Origin of the sequence: Tumebacillus amylolyticus, assembly GCF_016722965.1 — a bacterium.
GTDB lineage: Bacteria > Bacillota > Bacilli > Tumebacillales > Tumebacillaceae > Tumebacillus > Tumebacillus amylolyticus.
In genome coordinates this window covers 861,526-877,803 of sequence record NZ_JAEQNB010000001.1, presented here as the reverse complement: position 1 = coordinate 877,803, position 16,278 = coordinate 861,526, and the positions used below count along the sequence as shown (strand labels likewise).

The window sequence follows — 16,278 nt, the reverse complement described above, 5'->3', positions numbered from 1 at the left end:
GCTCATTCGACTGACTCCCCTCTTGGCGAGAGGCAGGCGGTCAGCGCATCGTAGACGCAGACGGCGATGGCGTTGCCAAGTTCGGTTGCGACGCCGGCGTATTGGTGGATGCCGTTATACTCAGGGTTTTGCGTCGTCGCGAGAATGACTGAATCTGTCGTCGTGCCGGTCGCAATGTTTCCCTGAGGGTCGGTGACTCCGAGGTCTTGCAGGGCCGCCGCTTTGGCTTCTGTGGTGGTGATCAGGCCATTCACCAGCGCGGCGTCTGTCAGTCGGGCGTCCATCGCGACGATGATGTTGATAGTCCCCGCACGGTAGCCGGGATACGTCTTGCGCTTCACCCCGGCCCGTGCCGCATTGCCAACTCCCGCCGTGACGAAGACCCGCACTTGAAACTCCGACCCCACCGCGAAACACTCCACGACCTGATCCACATCCGCCGCGGTCATCATCGCGACGGTTTCTTCCAGTGGCAATCCCAATCCCTCCACCTTGCCTTGCAAATCCAACCACGGATCGTCCGACATGTACCCGTGCGGCACTTGCACATTCAGCAGATACCGTTTCTCCCTCAGCCCCCCGCCGAGCAACGACGAACTCAGCGTGTAAAAAGGCCGCTGTCCGCTGAGAATCAGCGCACCGTCCTTCACCGTTCGATCAATCCAAGACATGCGCACCTCCGATGATCTCGTAGATCCGCTCCAGGTCCACATGCTTGCGAAGATGCGCGGCGAGGGCCGCGTAGCTTTTTTCCCGACGCTGGGATTCGGTCTCGACAGCTCCGAGGAGCGGGGCGAGACCTTTTTTCACGCGCAGGTGGTTGAGGTAGTCGCGGGTGAAAGCGCGGTTTTGGAAGAGACCGTGCAAGTAGGTGCCAACCACGCGACCGTCTGTAGAAACCGCGCCGTCGTACTCGCCCGATTGGAATTGCAAGAACGGCTCCCCCGATTTGCGATACGTGCGACCGAGATGGATTTCGTAGCCCTCCACCTCGTGCTCGGAGAAGGCTTTTGCTAAAAGGCGACCGCTGTTGCGGATCGTCTTTTTTTCCGCGAGAAAGGTGGTTTCCAGAGGCAACAAGCCGAGTCCCGGCACTTGCGCATGCACAGACTCCACGCCTTCCGGGTCATGCAGAACTTCACCGAGCATCTGGAATCCACCGCAGATGCCGACGACGCTTGCCTTGCGACGCGAGAGAATCTCATCGGCGAGACCTGTGTGTCGGAGCCAGAGCAAGTCTTCCACCGTGTTCTTGCTTCCGGGGAGGAGGATCAAGTCCGGCTTGCCGAGGGAGCGGGCCGACGAGACGAAACGGACGTTGACACCCGGTTCCTCTTGCAACGGGGCGACGTCGGTGAAGTTCGAGATGCGCGGGAGTTTGATCACCGCGATGTCGAGGTCGGCATCTGTGCGGTCTCGCGCTTTGAGTCGCAAGGATTCCAGAGCGAGCGAGTCTTCCGGGTCGATGCCATGATCAAAGTGCGGAATTACGCCGAGAACGGGAATGCCTGTGCGTTGTTCCAACCACTCCAGACCGGAGTCGAGCAGTTCCTTGCGCCCCCGGAATTTATTGATGAGAAAGCCCTTCACGCGAGCTCGTTCGTGCGGGTCGAGCAATTCCAGCGTCCCGACCAACGAAGCAAAAACACCCCCGCGCTCAATGTCGGCCACCAACAAAACCGGGCAGTCCAGCATGTCGGCGATGCGCATGTTGGCGATGTCGCGGTCTTTGAGGTTGATTTCGGCGGGGGAGCCCGCTCCTTCGACGATGAGCACGTCGAATTGCGCGGCGAGCCGGTCGATCGACTCTTGCACTTTCGGGAGCACGCGCGGGACGTACTCGTTGCGGTACGTGAACGCTTCGAGATCGGCGAAGTGCTTGCCGTGTACGATGACTTCGGACGTCATCTCCGCTTTGGGTTTGAGCAGAATCGGGTTCATATCCACCGTCGCTTCCAACCCGCACGCTTCCGCTTGCACACCTTGCGCCCGCCCGATTTCGCCGCCGTCGGAGGTGATGTAGGAGTTGAGCGCCATGTTTTGCGATTTGAAGGGGGCGACGTTGTGCCCGTCTTCCTTTAAAATGCGGCACAATCCCGTGCAGAGCAGGGATTTGCCGGCGTCCGACGAGGTGCCTTGGATCATGAGTGCTTGAATTTGTTTCATGGGGCCGTGATCTCTCCTTGTACGAGCTGCCATCCATCCCCCGTGCGGCGCACGTGTACGAAACCGCCCGGCGGGAGGTGCAGGGAGTGAAAGCGGGTCAACTCTTGCAAAACGTACTTCGCATACCACAAGCGAATCGGTCCGCCGTGCGAGACGACGAGCGTTGTGCCGATGGAGCGAACGATGGATTCATGCCAAGCAGTCAGTCGGGCGTCAAGGTCTTGCAAAGTTTCGCCATTCGGCGGGGCGACGTTCCAAGGATCGTCGTACCAGCGCCAGAGGTGGTCATGGTACTCAGCTTCGAGGTCGTTGTAGGACTTCGCTTCCCACTCCCCGAAGTCGAGTTCTGCCAGTCGAGGGTCTGCATGAGCAAGCAAGTCGTTCCCGAGTAAAAGCGCCGCTGTCTGCGTCGTGCGCATCAAAGGACTGTGAAACACTTGAGCCACCTCGCGAAGTTCCAACGACAGCTTCTCTTGCAGACGTTGAATCTGCTCAACGCCCTTCTCATTCAGCGGCAGGTCTGTACGCCCGATGTACTGACGGCGGGCGTTGCCGTCCGTTTCACCGTGGCGGACGAAAAGTACGTGCGTCATGTCCAGTGCCCCACAACGGAGAGGGTGAGCAGGACGACCGTTTCCGTCACTTCACACAGAGCCCCGTATACATCTCCCGTAAGTCCCCCGATCTTGCGAAGAGAGGAAGAAATCAGAAGTCCGCAGGCACTTGCAGTCACCGCACACACGAGCAGGGCTGCCCAACCTCCGACCAGCAAGCACACGATCAGTGTGAAAAAGAAAACCACCCAACCCTCCACCCGCGACTCCGTCCGCAAACTTTGCGCCAAGCCGTCTTCACGAGCGTACTTGAATCCGTACAACGCCATCATCATCACTAACCGTCCCATCAGCGGAGCCGCCACCAACGCGATGACGAGGAACTGACCCTGCCCTTGCAGAGCAAAAAGCGCCGCTGCCTTGTTGCCGAGCACCAAGATCGCGGCGAGCACGCCCATTCCCCCGACTCGCGAATCCTTCATGATCTCGAGAATTCGTTCCTTGCTCCGATAACTGCCAAACCCGTCCGCCGTGTCCATCAATCCGTCGAGATGCAAGCCTCCTGTGAGAAACACCCAGAGTGAGAGGAGCAACAACGCGGTCACGGCGGGCGGAGCGATGAAGGGAAGGTAGTAGCTGATACAAGCAAGCAAACTCCCGATGATCAGCCCAACGAAGGGATACCACGGTGGACTCTTGCTCCACGCTTCCGTTTTGAGGTTCTTCGGGACAGGCAATCGTGTGAGAAAGCCGACTGCATGAAAAAAGGCATTCATACGACCGACCCCCCGCCCGAGGAACGATGCTCCACCGCCTCTTCCAACTGCGGGAGCTTCAACGGTCGTCCAGAAATGACGAAATAGACGTCCTCTGCCTTCGCCGCCACGATCTGGTTGACCTCGCCAAGCAAGTCTTGAAAGGCACGACCCAGCGGAGTCAGGGCCACTCCACCCAACCCCGTCTCACTGGTGACGAGCACAGTAAGGACAGAACTTGCCTGTAACGCCTCTGCCAATCGTCGCGCTTCATTAAATAGGCGTTCCCGAGTCGCTTCCGACCGCCACTCCTCCTCCGGCAAGTTGAGCAAGATCGTGCTCACCCATGTGGAGAGGTCGTCGACGAGCACCGCTTCCCACCGGCCCGCCTCCACTTCTGCCAGCACAGGCTCCACCAGAGACTCCTGCACTTCAAGCAACCCCCAAATTTCCGGACGCCGCTCTCGATGCAAGTCGATACGCTTCTCCATCTCCCCGTCCCAGACTTGACCCGTGGCGACGTAGAGCACCCGTCGTGACAAGCCTGCCAGACGTTCGGCAAAGGCGCTTTTTCCAGAACGAACGCCGCCTGTGATTAGGGTGTAGGGCATGTCGGAACCTCCTCCAGCATTGCCTGCTGCAAAGCGGTCAACAAGCGCAAATTCTCCTCGCGCGACCGCACCGCCACTCGATAATACCCCGAGCCAAGCCCCGGATACCCCGCGCAATTGCGGATCAGCACGCCGAGCCGCCCGACTTTCTCTTGCAAATCCGGCGTCTCACAGCGAAACAGCACGAAGTTCACCAGACCTCCGTAGGTCTTCACGCCCGGCAACGCCTCCAACTCATTTCGTAAAAATGGCCGTTCCTCGCGCAACCACTCGACCGTCCTCGCTTCAAAGTCATGGTCCTGCACTCCCGCAATGCCAACTCCCTGCGCGAGAGCATTCACACGCCAAGGAGGCAGTTCCCGCTCGATGCGCTCCGTCAGCTCAGGCGATGCAAAAGCAAATCCAAGCCGCAGACCCGGAATCGAGAAAAACTTCGTCATCGAGCGCAACAAGATCACATTCGGAAACTCCTCCAACTCCTGCAACAGAGTCGGAGCCTCCGGTACAAAATCGAGAAACGCTTCATCCACCAGCAAAAAACGCTCCCGCTCCCGCAATCGCACCGCCATCTCCCGGAGCCACTCCATCGGCACCAATCGACCGTTCGGGTTGTTCGGATGTCCCACGATGAACACGTCCACTTCCTCACACGCTGCCAGCAATTCCGTCCGTGAAGGGACGAAATCATCCTCCTCGCGGGCATACACGCCGTGCAACTTCGCTCCGACGACAGCGGCCGACTCTGCATATTCGGAAAAGCAGGGATAGACCAACCCTACCGTTTTCGGGAGCAAGGTACGGAGGATGCCATAGAGAATCTCGGCGGCGCCGTTGCCGACCGAGATTTTTTTCACAGATTGGTGGTAGCGGGCGGCGAGGGCCGACTTGAGTTCGCGGGATTTGGCGTCGGGGTAGGCTGTGATCGTGGCGAGGTTGTCGTGGATCGCTTGCCAGACCGAGGGTGGCGGGCCGAGCGGGTTGATGTTGGCGCTGAAATCCAACAACTTCTCACGCGGCACGCCCAAGCGCTTCTCGGCCGTCCAGAGGTCGCCGCCGTGGCCGAATGTTTCGATGGGTTCAGACTGGGTCACGCTTCGTTTCTCCTCCTCTTCACTTAAAACTCGACTCCGTACACCGCAGGGATGCCCTCGTCGTAGTAATGTTTGAGCGGTTGCATCTCCGTGACCAAGTCGGCCAGTTCTTTCACTTCGGGTTTTGCATCGCGTCCCGTGATCACCAGATGCGTGTAGGACGGGCGGGTGCGGATCAGGTCGAGAACTTCGTGGAGCGGGAGCACGTCGTCGATGGGAAACTTCGTGATGGCGAGCGCGTTGTTCAGTTCGTCGAGCACCACCACGTCGTAGTCGCCGGAACGGACTTCCGCTTGCACGATTCGCCAAGCCTCCGCCAGCGCGGTTCGGTGCTCCTCCGGCGTTTTCGTCCAAGTGAAGCCGATGCCGAGTTGGCGCATGTCAACGCCGAGGGCGGCGAGGGCTTCTTTTTCCCCGTAGGTGCGTTGCGGGCCTTTGATGAATTGCAGGACGAGCACTTTGTAGCCCCGTCCGACAGCTCGGAGGCAGAGACCGAGGGCGGCGGTGGTTTTTCCTTTGCCATCTCCTGTGTAGACGAGGGTCATGCCCCGTCGTCGAGTGCGATCCATGCGGTTAGGCCCTCCTTGTTTGGTACGTGGTCGCGGCTTCTACGAAGCGTCGCGGGACGCCGGGGTTCGACGGGAAGTAGAGGTGCGTGTAGCCGGCGACGAGGTTGGCAGTGGTGTAGCCCTCCTCTTTTTGTCCGCGCATGCCTTTGGTGACGTAGGCTTTGGGTGCCGATTCGGTCGAGGTGGAGTAGTGGAACTCATGTCCACGCACCTGCTCCCCCGCTTCCAATAAAAAGTGCTGCGTGGCGGCCGCCGCTTCTCGATACCCGAGTGCGGCGAGACGGTCTTGCATCTGCACGTCGGACGGGATCAGGCCGACCATTTCGTAGGATTCTCCCGCGCGGTCGGTGATCGAGTTGCAGAGATACATGTAGCCTCCGCACTCGGCGAGGGTCGGGAGTCCGTCTGAAATTCGGGTGTAGAGGTCGGCACGAACCTCTGCGTGGTGGTGCAACTCGCGGGCAAATTCCTCGGGGAAGCCTCCGCCCAGATAGAGAGCATCGGCGTCCGCGGGAACTTTTTCTCCGGCAAGCGGGGAGAAAAAGTGAAGCTGTGCTCCCAACTGCTCCAACAACTCCAAGTTCTCCGCGTAGTAGAAGTTAAACGCGGCGTCGCGGGCGACGGCGATTTTTACCGTGCTCGCGGCGGGCGTTGTGAAGAGGTGCGGAGCCTCCGGTTCAGCAAGCGGCGGTGCGCTTTGGGCGATGGTGAGAATTCGGTCGAGGTCGAGATGCTCTTCGACGAGGTCGGCCAGTTTTTGAAAAAGCGGCTCCAGTTCGCCGCGCTCCACGGCGGGGATGAGACCGAGATGTCGTTCCGGGATTTCGATGCCCGGCGTTCTCGTGAAGCCTCCCAGCAGGGGGATGCCGCATTCTTGCTCGATGGCGGTGCGCACGAGCGAAATGTGTCCGGTGCTGCCCGCTTGGTTGGCGATGATCCCTGCGATGGGTGCGCCTTCGGTCAGGGTGCAGAAGCCTTTGACGATGGCGGCGGCGGAGCGTGCCATGCTCGCGATGTTGACGAGCAGAATCGTCGGGGCCTGGAGAAGCATGGAGATTTCAGCGGTGCTGCCTTGGTTGGTGCGCGGGTCTTTGCCGTCGTAGTAGCCCATGACGCCTTCGATGATCGAGAGGTCGGCGTCTTGGGAACCGCGCAGAAACACTTCGCGCATGATCGAAGGCGTCGTCATCCACGTATCGAGGTTTCTCGACGGGCGGCCTGTGACGGCGGTGTGGTAGCTCGGATCGATGTAGTCGGGGCCGCATTTGAAGCCTTGGACGTGGAGACCCCGTCTCTTAAAAGCGGCGAGCAGGCCGAGTGTGACGGTCGTTTTGCCGACCCCGCTGCCCGTGCCGCCGATGACGAGACGCGGACGGTGGTGAAGTTGAGTTTGCGTCATGACGTGGCGACACCTCCTGCGAGTTGCGAGGTAATCGGACTGCTTGGCACGATGGCTACAGAAATGGTGACGTTGCCCGACTTCCGTTTTTCAAGCACCCACTCCGAAGCGCCTGAGGACAGGCGTGCCGCAGGTTCGCTGACTCCGTAAGCTCCCGTGAATTTGAAAACCGTATCTGACGGGTTCGCCAGTGGAACTTCATTTAGCTCAGCGGGCGTGTACGTGTCGAAGCCCCAGCCGTATTTGGCGCAGAGATCGAGGAGTCCTTGCTCGTCTTTTTTCAGATCGATGGACGCGATGTTGCGGACACTTTTTGGGGAGAAGTTCAGTTCTTGGAGCGTGTCGGTGATGACAGACTCGATCTCTTCCAGCGACGTGCCACGGTTGCAACCGATGCCGAGGACGATGTTCTTCGGGCGGTAGAGGACGCCGTTTGCGAGCAGTGCCAACTCTTGCTCGGTGGAAAGCAGGCGATGTGTCACGACCAACGCCGCGTTCCACGGCCATTCTGTGCGAAGTTCAAGCGCTTCGTCTGCCGAGCCTACGACTCGGAAATGGTCAGGCAGCGGCTTGTCAAAACTCCACCAATTCTCCTCCCCCGACTCTTGCACGATCACAACGGGCTCCTCATTGACCACCGCTGCCGAAACGGGGGTCGCTCGCTCAAAGCTCTCAATCTGCCACCCGAACTGCCGACCGAAGAGATCGACGGGGATCGTCTTCTGCACGTCGGACGCTGTGGTGACGACAGGAGTTGCTCCGAGCAAGTCTGCCACGATGCGCGTCAATTCGTTCGCTCCGCCGAGATGCCCCGAGAGAACGGAGATGGCGAATTGCGCGCGGTCGTCGACGACCACGACGCCGGGGTCCGTTTTTTTATCTTGCAAGATCGGGGCGATCATCCGAACGACAGCCCCGAGCGAGATGAATTGAATGATCCCCGTGTACCGCTGAAACAGGTCGGGCAAGATCAGCCGCACCGAACCTTCGAAGAGCTGAATGCCACGCTCCCCCTCATCGCCCTGTTCGAATTTCTTCATATAATAGAGGTCCGAACCGGGCAACTTCTCCTGCAACTTGCGTGCCGCTTCCACCCCGTGCTTGGTGATGGCGACGATGGCGTAGGGGTTAGACATTGGACGACACCCCTTTGCGGAAGCGGTGGGTGAACTCCTTGTCATACAGTTTGGAGCGGTGTCCGCCTTGATCGACCAGCGTCGGGTCGAGCGCCCAGCCCATCAAGATCATCGCGTGCGAGCGAATGTTGTGTTCGCGCATCGCATTGTCGAGTTCGCCGAGCGTCGTGCGGACGATTTTTTGATCCGGCCAAGTCGCTCGTTGCACGACCGCGATCGGCGTGTCTGCCGTCCAACCGGCCTCGAAGAGCTCGCCCATGACTTTTTTCGTCAGCGTCGCACTGAGGTACAACGCGATGGTGCAGTTGTGCTTGGCAAGGTCGGTGAGTTTTTCCAAGTCCGGCACGGGAGTCCGTCCCTCTGCACGGGTGAGGATCAGCGTCTGGGTCAGTTCGGGAATCGTCAACTCCGCTTGCAACGCGGCCGCCGATGCGAAGACGGAAGAGACGCCCGGAATGATCTCATACGACACCCCCGCCCCCTTCAACAAACTCATCTGCTCCATGATCGCGCCGTAGATCGCCGGGTCCCCCGTATGGACGCGAGCAACGCTTTTGCCCTGCTGCACGCGGTCGATCATCAGGGCGACCATTTCGTCGAGGTCCATGCCGGCGCTTTTCAACACTTCGGCGCTCGGTTTGGCGCGGGCGATCAGTTCGTCGTTGACGAGGGAGTCGGTGTAGAGGACGACATCGGCATTTTGCAGGATGTTCAAGCCCTTCACGGTGATCAGATCAGGATCGCCGGGACCTGCTCCTACGATGTACACTTTCGGTTCGAGGGTCATTTGCGCACCACCAACAGGGTGAGATAGTTCAACTCCTGCCCTTTCAACTCGTGGATGTCCAACCAGACTTGTTCTTCGCCGGACGTCACTTTGGTGACGACGGAGGCGTTTCTATCAAGGTTCAGTTCGGAGAGCAGGTCGATCATGAGGTCGATGACTTTCGCCACTTTGATAAAAACGACGGTGTCGTGATTCTCAAGCGCTCGACGCATCGTCTCTCGGTCTTCCGTGGCGGGGATGATCGCAAAATGCTCGTCACCGTCTGCGAGGTACAGTCCAAGTCGCGACGCAGCTCCCAGTGCGGACGAGATGCCCGGCACGGAGTGAATCTCCACTTCGGGATGCAGAGACTTCATCGTGCGCGCCATGTGAATCCAAGTTGAGTAGAGATTCGGATCGCCCTCTGTAACGAACGCAACGTCACGGCCAAGGGCGAGATGCTCCCAAATCGTCGTCGCGGTTTTCTCCCAACTTGCTTTCAGGACATCCTCGTCCTTGGTCATGGGGAAGACGAGTCCAAGCAATTCCTTCTCCCCCGGTTGGATGTACGTTTCCATGATCTGATGCGCGTAGCTTTTGCTGCCCATGCGTTTCTTGGGGTAGGCGATTACGTCGACTTCCTTCATTAAACGGAACGCTTTGACGGTGATCAATTCCGGGTCGCCGGGGCCCACGCCGAGACCGTAGAGGCGGCCGAGTTTGGTTGCAGTCGTCGTGCCGGTCATGCGTCTCCCTCCTTCTCTTGAACTTCAGTCTGCCAAGCGGTGATGATGTAGATCGGGTTCAGCCCTTCAAATCGGGTCATGTTGAGAATCGGCTTGCTTCTCGCCGTCTGTAAAAGTGTAACGCGGAATGTCATGCCAAGTTTGGCAAACGTCTGCGTGGCGTCGTAGAGAGTCTCAATCGTCGCGGCGTTCAGAACGATGCGACCCTGCGGACGCAAACGCTCCGAGGCGAGACGGAGCACTTCCGACATTTCGCCGCCGCTGCCACCGATAAATACAGCATCCGGGTCAGGCCACGTATCGAGAAACTCCGGCGCTTTTCCGTGGTAGAGGTGCAAATCGGTGCGGAACTTTTGGGCGTTCTGTTCGGCGTTTTCAAGGTCGGCTTCGTTTTTCTCAATGGCGTAGACGCGACCGAGATTCGCAAGTTTGGCCGCTTCGATGGCAACGGATGCCGTGCAGGTGCCGATGTCCCAGACGATGCTGTCGGGGCGGAGGTTGAGTTCAGACAGCGAGAGCACGCGGACTTCGCGCTTGGTGATCAGCCCTTTGTCCGGTTTTCGCTGGGCGAAGTCTTCGTCTTCGATGCCAAGCGTCCAGCGCGGGACGCGGGCTTCCCGCTTGTGCAGCAAGAGGACGACGTTCAGCGGTGAGAACTCCTGCCCTTCGACTTCGTGCAGGTCCTTGAATGTGCGCACTCGATCGTCGCCACTACCCAAGTTCTCGGCGACGACCATCTCGTACTCCGTCATCCCGTAATGTTGCAAGTACCACGCAATCGTCGCGGGCGTGTTGGTGTCATCTGTCAAAAGCGCCACCTTCGGCTTGCCGTCGAGACGTTGGGCGAGGCCCTTGATGCTTTTTCCATGCAGGGAGTCGATGTGCGCGTCTTGCCAACCGAGACCTGCACGGGCGAAGGCCAATTGGATCGAAGACAAGTGCGGGTGGACGGTGAGGCCCGGCACTTTTTTGCTCAAGTACGCTCCGATTCCGTAGAACATCGGGTCGCCGGATGCGAGCACGACGATGTTCTGCGCGCGTTTTTCGTGGAGGACGTCCACCAGTTCGGTCAGTTTGCCGGTAATGATGTAGGTCTCCCCCGCAAACTCCGGGAAAAAACGGAGGTGCCGTGCCCCTCCGATCAACAAACCGGCCTTCTCGACCAACTCTCGCTGTGCCGGGAACAGGCCGGCCGCGCCGTCATCCCCGATTCCGATCACATGAATCTCGTTCATCAATGCCACCCCTTCCTAACAGTTCGCCTTTCATCGTCGTCAGCACCGTCTCCACCAGGAGGCCGCCGCCGACCTCGTCGAGACTGTGACGCGAGGCGTGGCGACACAGTTTTTCAAAAAAATCTTCGTGGCCCGCCGCCAGCATGAGGTCCCCGACGAGAGACGCGGTGTTCGCCCCACGGACCTCATCCAGAAGCTCAGGCGTTGCGCCGCAACTCTCGGCAATGCTTGCGAGGAAGTCAAAATCCACGGGCGCCGATTTGGAATGCACCATCATCACGCCTTGGGCGATTTTGGAGAACTTGCCCATCATACCGACGAGCGAGATGTGCGCGGCACCCTGCCTTTTTGCATGACGGAGGGAGAAGCCGACGAAGTCGCCCATCTGGATGAACGCCTCCTGCGGGAGTTCGGGGTAGAGCTTCATCGCGTACTTCTCCGAACTGCCGCCCGTCGTGAGTACGAGATGGTCGCAACCGCTCGCCCGTGCCACTTTGATCGCTTGCACGACAGACGCTTGATACGCCGCTGTGGAAAAAGGCACGACGATCCCTTTCGTGCCGAGAATGGAAATACCGCCCACGATGCCGAGGCGTTCGTTGAGCGTTTTTTTGGCGATCTCCACGCCCTGAGGGACGGAGATCACGATGCGTACACTTCGGGTGATGCCGTACTCGTTGAGCAGATCGGCGGCCACTTTGCGAATCATGCGCCGAGGAACGGGGTTGATCGCCGCTTCTCCGACGGGGACCGGCAAACCGGGCTTGGTGACACGCCCGACACCGATCCCCCCGTCGAGGTCGATTTCGCCGTGGCCGTCTGCCCACGAGACTTCGGCGAGGATGAGCGCGCGATGCGTTGCGTCCGGGTCGTCCCCTGCGTCTTTGATGACACCGCAGACGACGCGTTGTTCTTCTACGCCGCAGCTCACCATCTGAAATTCGATTCTCTCGCCGATGGGCAGGAGAATTTCGACAGAGAGCACCGGCTCCTGTGTGATCAGAGCGAGCAACGCGGCTTTCGTCGCAGCGGTTGCATTGGCTCCCGTGGTGTAGCCGCGCCGCATCTGCGACGGGTCTTTTTCCGGGTCTTTCATGGTCATGCTCGTTCGGCGAGGAGGGAGAGCGCGTTCAGAGCGGCGACAGAGACGGGGGAGCCGCCCTTGCGTCCGATGTTGGTGATGAACGGCACGTCGCCGTCGATCAGTTTCGCGAGTTCTTCTTTGGATTCAGCCGCCGAGACGAAGCCAACCGGCATGCCGATGACAAGCGAGGGGCGTGCCTCTCCCGTTTTTACCAAACGGATCAGTTCCAAGAGGGCGGTCGGCGCGTTGCCGATGACGAAGATCCCGTCCGGACATTCGGCGACCGCTTTGCGGGTGGCGATGATGGCGCGGGTGAGGTTGTGTTTTTTCGCTTCGGCGGCAACGTCTGCGTCGGAGATGTAGACTTCGACCTTGCCTCCAAATTTTTCGATGCGCGGTTTGGAGATGCCCGATTGAATCATCTGCACGTCTGCAAAAACGGGCTTGCCCGCTCGAATCGCCGCAATCCCTGCCGTGATCGCTTCGCGGTGGAACACGAGGCTGCGGCCGAGATCGAAGTCGGCAGAAGCATGGATGACGCGTTGGACGACGGGGTATTGCTCGTCGGTGAACGGGTGCTCGCCGATCTCCGAGGTGATGATTTCAAAACTCAAGCTCTCGATCTCTTGCGGTTGGACGGTCAACGGTTTGAAGTCGGTGTTAAATTCCATGAGTCAGCTCTCCTCGCAGGTGGGTTAGATGGTGGAGCAGGGGTTCGAAGTCCGAGTAGACGGTGCCGTACGCAAGTCCGGGGCGACCGATGAGGATGATGTGGAGTCCGAGTTCGAGGGCGGATTCCACTTTGTCATCGACGGCGCCGACTTTGCCGCTCTCTTTGGTCACCACGACGTCGATGGCGAAGTTGCGGTAGAGGGCGATGTTGAGTTCCTTTGAAAAAGGGCCTTGCATGGCGATGATGTGTTTTTGTTCGACGCCGAGTTCGGCGCATTTTTCCATGTTGTCGAGGCGGGGCAACATCCGGGCGTAGAGGGTCACGCCGGGGGTGCCGAGCAAGCGTTGGGTGAAGATTTGCAGGGTTTTGCTGCCGGTGGTGAGCAGGACGTTGCCACCGAGTTCAGCCGCTTTTTCTGCTGCTTGGGCGTAGTCGTCGACGTAGTGGAGCAGGGGGTTGTCGGCGAATGTGAGTGCTTCGCGTTCGAAGCGAAGGTAGGGGATGCCGCACGTTTCGGTGGCGATCATCGCGTTTTTGTGAGCTTCCTCTGCGAACGGGTGGGCGGCGTCGACGACGGCACGGATTTTGTGCTCGTGGATGTAGGCGACCATTTCGTCGGAGGTTAAGCGGCCGACGCGGACAGGGACGCCTGCTTCCTGAAGAGATTGAGCCGCGCTGTCGGTGACGACCGAGGCGGTCAAGTCAAATCCCGACTCGCGCAATTGGACCGCGAGTTCGCGGGCGTCGGAGGTTCCGGCGAGATGGAGGATCATTTTACGGCCTCCTCATGAGCGTGAATAGGTTCGTGATCGTGATGGTCATGATCGTGTTCATGCTCATGATGGTGGTGATGTCCGTGCTCATGATCATGGTCGTGATGGTGGTGATGTTCATCCATCGCCATCAGCCTGAACTGGCAGTGGTCGCAGTTCATCTTCACATCGCCCTGCGCCGCTTCTTCGGCCCGCTCTTGCACCAGATCGATCAACGCGTCGTGGAAGCCGAAGTATTCCGCCAATCGCAACTCCACCTGCGGATACGTCGTCCGAAACACATCCATGAAATCCTCAATTCGCTTGATCAATACACCTGTAAAGAGGAAGTACGGCAACACATACACCCGCTTCGCTCCCAACGCCAAGCACCGTTTCAACCCGTCTTCAAAGTTCGGGTCGGTCACGCCGATATAGCAAGTCTCCACGTGCTTCACAGGCGTCCGTTCCCACAACAACCTCGACACTTTAAAAAGGTCGCTGTTCGCATCGGGATCGCTGCTCCCGCGCCCGACGATGAGAATCGCTTCGTCCGTCCGCGGCTCGCCCTCACGACGACCCCGCTCCAACCCCGCTTCTTCTACACGCGTTGTCAAGATGTCCAACGCTTTCGGATGCACGCCAATCGGTTTTCCATACGAGAATTCAACGTGCGGGTAGAGCTCGCGTGCGTTGTCAATCGCATGCGGGATGTGAATTTTGGAGTGCCCTGCGCCAAACAAAATGATCGGCACCAGCGTCACCCGTGTTGCTCCGCGCTCGACACAGGCGGCAATCCCCTGCGGAATCGTCGGCGTGGTCAATTCCAGAAAGCATGTCTCGATAATTGGGTACTTCTCCCCGAGACGACCCTGTACGCGACCGGCAAAAGCGAGCAACTCGGAGTTGCCCTCCTGCACACGGCTGCCGTGTCCGACCAATAGAATTGCATGACTCATGAAGTCCGTCCCCTTTCTCAATCTCCGCAGATGGATTCGATGACGAGCGGTGCTTGGTAGTCTTCGTGGTGGAAGCCTGCGACGTCACCGACCCGTTTGAAGAATTTATGGAAGCGCTCGTCGGGATGTCCCTTGGCTTTGTACGTGGCGAGAATCTCTTCGACGGCGGAGAGCAGTTCGGACGGTTCCAAGCCTTCTGCCACTCGTTGCGCCGGGTGGGCGTTGCGTCCGATCGCTTTGCCTCCGAGAAAGAGGTCGAACTTGCCTCGGCGGTAGACCATCGCGATGTCTTCGTTGACCGAACCGTAGCAGGCCATGCCGCAACCTGCGAAGCCGATTTTCAGCTCTTTGGGCACGGAGAGGCCGCCGAAGCGTTGCAGGAGTTCTTCCGCTTGCGGGAGGGACTCCGTTTTTTCCAAGTTGCAGAAGTCGCAGGCTTTAAGTTGGACGACGTCGCCGATGGGTTGGACGATCATGCCGGCGTGGGTCAGTACTTCGGAGACGAACTCCGGGTCGCGGGTCGGCACGCGCAGAATCACGTAATGGTGCGGGGTGTACTCGACTTCGCCGTCCTCCCCGACCACGTCTAACATCACTGCCATTTGCTTAGGCGTCAGTTTTTTGTTGCCGACGCCCGGCGACACCGCAATTTCCAAGATCAACGGCTGGGAAAAAAGCGCCCCTTGCACGCGTGCGTCGCGCTCCACCACAGACGTCTCCAAGACCCCGCGATTCACCAAAAGCGACACAGCCTCCATCGCCAAAGCTGCCGAGCTCCGCGAAACCGGAGCTTCTGCCAAAGCCACCGCGCTCGAAGGCACTGCAACTCCCGAGGTCATTGCAACACCCGCAGTCACAATGCTCTCCGCCTGCTTGTTCCCGCGCACCTCCGAAACCCCGCCGTGCAACGCCCACGGCTCGTGCTCTTCTTTCAACCGCTCGTTCATGCGAATCGGCTGCTCGGCGCGATCCAGCGTGTACTTCCGCTGATAACCCCGTGGAGTAATCATCTTGCCGTCGTACACTTTCGTACTCGTGTTCCCGATGATGACCGTCGTCAGCATCCCGATGTCATGCTCCAACATCTCGCCGAGCGTCGTCAGCACCACTTGCTGACTCGCACGATACGCACTTTTCACCAAGCCCACCGGCGTCTCGGCCGGACGGTACTTCAACAGAATCCGTTGCGTCTCCACGATCTGCCGCGTTCTGCGACCCGACCGCGGATTGTACAACGCCACGATGAAGTCCCCCATCCCGGCGGCCTCCACTCGTTTTGCAATCACTTCCCACGGAGTCAGATGGTCGCTCAGCGAAATCGTACACGCATCGTGCATCACCGGCGCTCCCAGCAACGACGCGCAGGAGTTGATCGCCGAAATCCCCGGAATGACCTCAACCTCCACACCTGTCGCTTCCGTCCAGCCCTGCTCGATCAACACTTCATACACCAACCCGGCCATCCCGTACACCCCGGCATCTCCCGAAGAGATCACCGCGACTTTTTTCCCCAACTCGGCTTGGCGAACCGCTTCAATCGCCCGAGAGACTTCCTCCGTCATCCCCGTGCGCACAATTTCTTGATGGGTCAACAGCCCGCGAATCAAATCGACGTACGTGTTGTACCCGATGATCACATCCGACTCCTGAATCGCCGTCCGTGCCCGGTCGGTGATATGATCGAAACTCCCCGGCCCAAAACCGATAACCAGCAACTTCCCTCTCGTCGTCATCCCGTCTCTCCTCTCCAAAAAAACCAAACCAACGCAACAAAAAAAGGCG

The 16,278-nt window shown here is 59.2% G+C and carries 17 protein-coding genes; all 17 read right to left on the bottom strand.

What is annotated here, in order from left to right:
* Positions 1–2: 2 nt before the first annotated feature.
* Genes JJB07_RS04095 through cobJ form a run of 17 tightly spaced genes read right to left on the bottom strand, consistent with a single transcriptional unit; the run spans position 3 to position 16,229 of the window.
* Positions 3–671, bottom strand: coding sequence for an adenosylcobinamide amidohydrolase (locus tag JJB07_RS04095; RefSeq protein WP_201631345.1), 669 nt, complete (start codon positions 669–671; stop codon positions 3–5).
* Positions 658–2,166: a cobyric acid synthase gene (locus JJB07_RS04090; protein ID WP_201631343.1), complete on the bottom strand. Its 1,509-nt coding sequence runs from the start codon at positions 2,164–2,166 to the stop codon at positions 658–660. Before JJB07_RS04090 ends, JJB07_RS04095 begins: the two co-directional genes overlap by 14 nt.
* Entirely contained in the window at positions 2,163–2,759 is a 597-nt protein-coding gene (locus tag JJB07_RS04085) for a histidine phosphatase family protein (protein WP_201631341.1), read from the bottom strand. Before JJB07_RS04085 ends, JJB07_RS04090 begins: the two co-directional genes overlap by 4 nt.
* Complete coding sequence (gene cobS / locus JJB07_RS04080; RefSeq protein WP_201631339.1) at positions 2,756–3,496, bottom strand: adenosylcobinamide-GDP ribazoletransferase; 741 nt, start codon at positions 3,494–3,496, stop codon at positions 2,756–2,758. The genes JJB07_RS04085 and cobS overlap by 4 nt, the downstream gene beginning before the upstream one ends.
* Positions 3,493–4,086, bottom strand: a complete 594-nt coding sequence (locus JJB07_RS04075) for a bifunctional adenosylcobinamide kinase/adenosylcobinamide-phosphate guanylyltransferase (protein WP_201631337.1) — start codon at positions 4,084–4,086, stop codon at positions 3,493–3,495. The genes cobS and JJB07_RS04075 overlap by 4 nt, the downstream gene beginning before the upstream one ends.
* Positions 4,071–5,177, bottom strand: a complete 1,107-nt coding sequence (gene cobD, locus JJB07_RS04070; protein WP_201631335.1) for a threonine-phosphate decarboxylase CobD — start codon at positions 5,175–5,177, stop codon at positions 4,071–4,073. The genes JJB07_RS04075 and cobD overlap by 16 nt, the downstream gene beginning before the upstream one ends.
* Before the next feature lie 23 nt (positions 5,178–5,200).
* Positions 5,201–5,746: a cob(I)yrinic acid a,c-diamide adenosyltransferase gene (gene cobO, locus JJB07_RS04065; RefSeq protein WP_201631333.1), complete on the bottom strand. Its 546-nt coding sequence runs from the start codon at positions 5,744–5,746 to the stop codon at positions 5,201–5,203.
* Between the two features lie 4 nt (positions 5,747–5,750).
* Positions 5,751–7,145: a cobyrinic acid a,c-diamide synthase CobB gene (locus JJB07_RS04060; protein ID WP_201631332.1), complete on the bottom strand. Its 1,395-nt coding sequence runs from the start codon at positions 7,143–7,145 to the stop codon at positions 5,751–5,753.
* Complete coding sequence (locus tag JJB07_RS04055; RefSeq protein ID WP_201631330.1) at positions 7,142–8,281, bottom strand: cobalt-precorrin 5A hydrolase; 1,140 nt, start codon at positions 8,279–8,281, stop codon at positions 7,142–7,144. Before JJB07_RS04055 ends, JJB07_RS04060 begins: the two co-directional genes overlap by 4 nt.
* Positions 8,274–9,068 (bottom strand): precorrin-4 C(11)-methyltransferase, encoded by a 795-nt coding sequence (cobM, locus tag JJB07_RS04050; RefSeq protein ID WP_201631328.1) that lies wholly within the window; start codon positions 9,066–9,068, stop codon positions 8,274–8,276. The genes JJB07_RS04055 and cobM overlap by 8 nt, the downstream gene beginning before the upstream one ends.
* Entirely contained in the window at positions 9,065–9,793 is a 729-nt protein-coding gene (cobI, locus tag JJB07_RS04045) for a precorrin-2 C(20)-methyltransferase (protein WP_201631326.1), read from the bottom strand. Before cobI ends, cobM begins: the two co-directional genes overlap by 4 nt.
* The gene (cbiE, locus tag JJB07_RS04040; RefSeq protein WP_201631324.1) at positions 9,790–11,028 is read right to left on the bottom strand and encodes a precorrin-6y C5,15-methyltransferase (decarboxylating) subunit CbiE; all 1,239 of its coding nucleotides are present in this window, start codon (positions 11,026–11,028) and stop codon (positions 9,790–9,792) included. The genes cobI and cbiE overlap by 4 nt, the downstream gene beginning before the upstream one ends.
* Positions 10,994–12,124, bottom strand: coding sequence for a cobalt-precorrin-5B (C(1))-methyltransferase (locus tag JJB07_RS04035; RefSeq protein WP_201632725.1), 1,131 nt, complete (start codon positions 12,122–12,124; stop codon positions 10,994–10,996). Before JJB07_RS04035 ends, cbiE begins: the two co-directional genes overlap by 35 nt.
* A gap of 2 nt (positions 12,125–12,126) precedes the next feature.
* Positions 12,127–12,783 (bottom strand): precorrin-8X methylmutase, encoded by a 657-nt coding sequence (locus JJB07_RS04030; protein WP_201631322.1) that lies wholly within the window; start codon positions 12,781–12,783, stop codon positions 12,127–12,129.
* Complete coding sequence (cobK, locus tag JJB07_RS04025; RefSeq protein ID WP_201631320.1) at positions 12,773–13,558, bottom strand: precorrin-6A reductase; 786 nt, start codon at positions 13,556–13,558, stop codon at positions 12,773–12,775. Before cobK ends, JJB07_RS04030 begins: the two co-directional genes overlap by 11 nt.
* Positions 13,555–14,496, bottom strand: a complete 942-nt coding sequence (locus tag JJB07_RS04020) for a sirohydrochlorin chelatase (protein WP_201631318.1) — start codon at positions 14,494–14,496, stop codon at positions 13,555–13,557. The genes cobK and JJB07_RS04020 overlap by 4 nt, the downstream gene beginning before the upstream one ends.
* A 17-nt stretch (positions 14,497–14,513) precedes the next feature.
* Complete coding sequence (gene cobJ / locus JJB07_RS04015) at positions 14,514–16,229, bottom strand: precorrin-3B C(17)-methyltransferase (protein ID WP_201631316.1); 1,716 nt, start codon at positions 16,227–16,229, stop codon at positions 14,514–14,516.
* Positions 16,230–16,278 lie beyond the last annotated feature (49 nt).

Bases quoted from the DNA above. Each gene is read 5' to 3' on its own strand.
- cobO (WP_201631333.1), bottom strand. From the start codon at position 5,746: ATGGATCGCACTCGACGACGGGGCATGACCCTCGTCTACACAGGAGAT.
- JJB07_RS04035 (WP_201632725.1), bottom strand. From the start codon at position 12,124: ATGAAAGACCCGGAAAAAGACCCGTCGCAGATGCGGCGCGGCTACACC.
- JJB07_RS04060 (WP_201631332.1), bottom strand. From the start codon at position 7,145: ATGACGCAAACTCAACTTCACCACCGTCCGCGTCTCGTCATCGGCGGC.
- JJB07_RS04055 (WP_201631330.1), bottom strand. From the start codon at position 8,281: ATGTCTAACCCCTACGCCATCGTCGCCATCACCAAGCACGGGGTGGAA.
- JJB07_RS04095 (WP_201631345.1), bottom strand. From the start codon at position 671: ATGTCTTGGATTGATCGAACGGTGAAGGACGGTGCGCTGATTCTCAGC.
- JJB07_RS04030 (WP_201631322.1), bottom strand. From the start codon at position 12,783: ATGGAATTTAACACCGACTTCAAACCGTTGACCGTCCAACCGCAAGAG.
- JJB07_RS04085 (WP_201631341.1), bottom strand. From the start codon at position 2,759: ATGACGCACGTACTTTTCGTCCGCCACGGTGAAACGGACGGCAACGCC.
- cobS (WP_201631339.1), bottom strand. From the start codon at position 3,496: ATGAATGCCTTTTTTCATGCAGTCGGCTTTCTCACACGATTGCCTGTC.
- JJB07_RS04090 (WP_201631343.1), bottom strand. From the start codon at position 2,166: ATGAAACAAATTCAAGCACTCATGATCCAAGGCACCTCGTCGGACGCC.
- cobK (WP_201631320.1), bottom strand. From the start codon at position 13,558: ATGATCCTCCATCTCGCCGGAACCTCCGACGCCCGCGAACTCGCGGTC.
- cobI (WP_201631326.1), bottom strand. From the start codon at position 9,793: ATGACCGGCACGACGACTGCAACCAAACTCGGCCGCCTCTACGGTCTC.
- JJB07_RS04075 (WP_201631337.1), bottom strand. From the start codon at position 4,086: ATGCCCTACACCCTAATCACAGGCGGCGTTCGTTCTGGAAAAAGCGCC.
- cobJ (WP_201631316.1), bottom strand. From the start codon at position 16,229: ATGACGACGAGAGGGAAGTTGCTGGTTATCGGTTTTGGGCCGGGGAGT.
- cbiE (WP_201631324.1), bottom strand. From the start codon at position 11,028: ATGAACGAGATTCATGTGATCGGAATCGGGGATGACGGCGCGGCCGGC.
- JJB07_RS04020 (WP_201631318.1), bottom strand. From the start codon at position 14,496: ATGAGTCATGCAATTCTATTGGTCGGACACGGCAGCCGTGTGCAGGAG.
- cobM (WP_201631328.1), bottom strand. From the start codon at position 9,068: ATGACCCTCGAACCGAAAGTGTACATCGTAGGAGCAGGTCCCGGCGAT.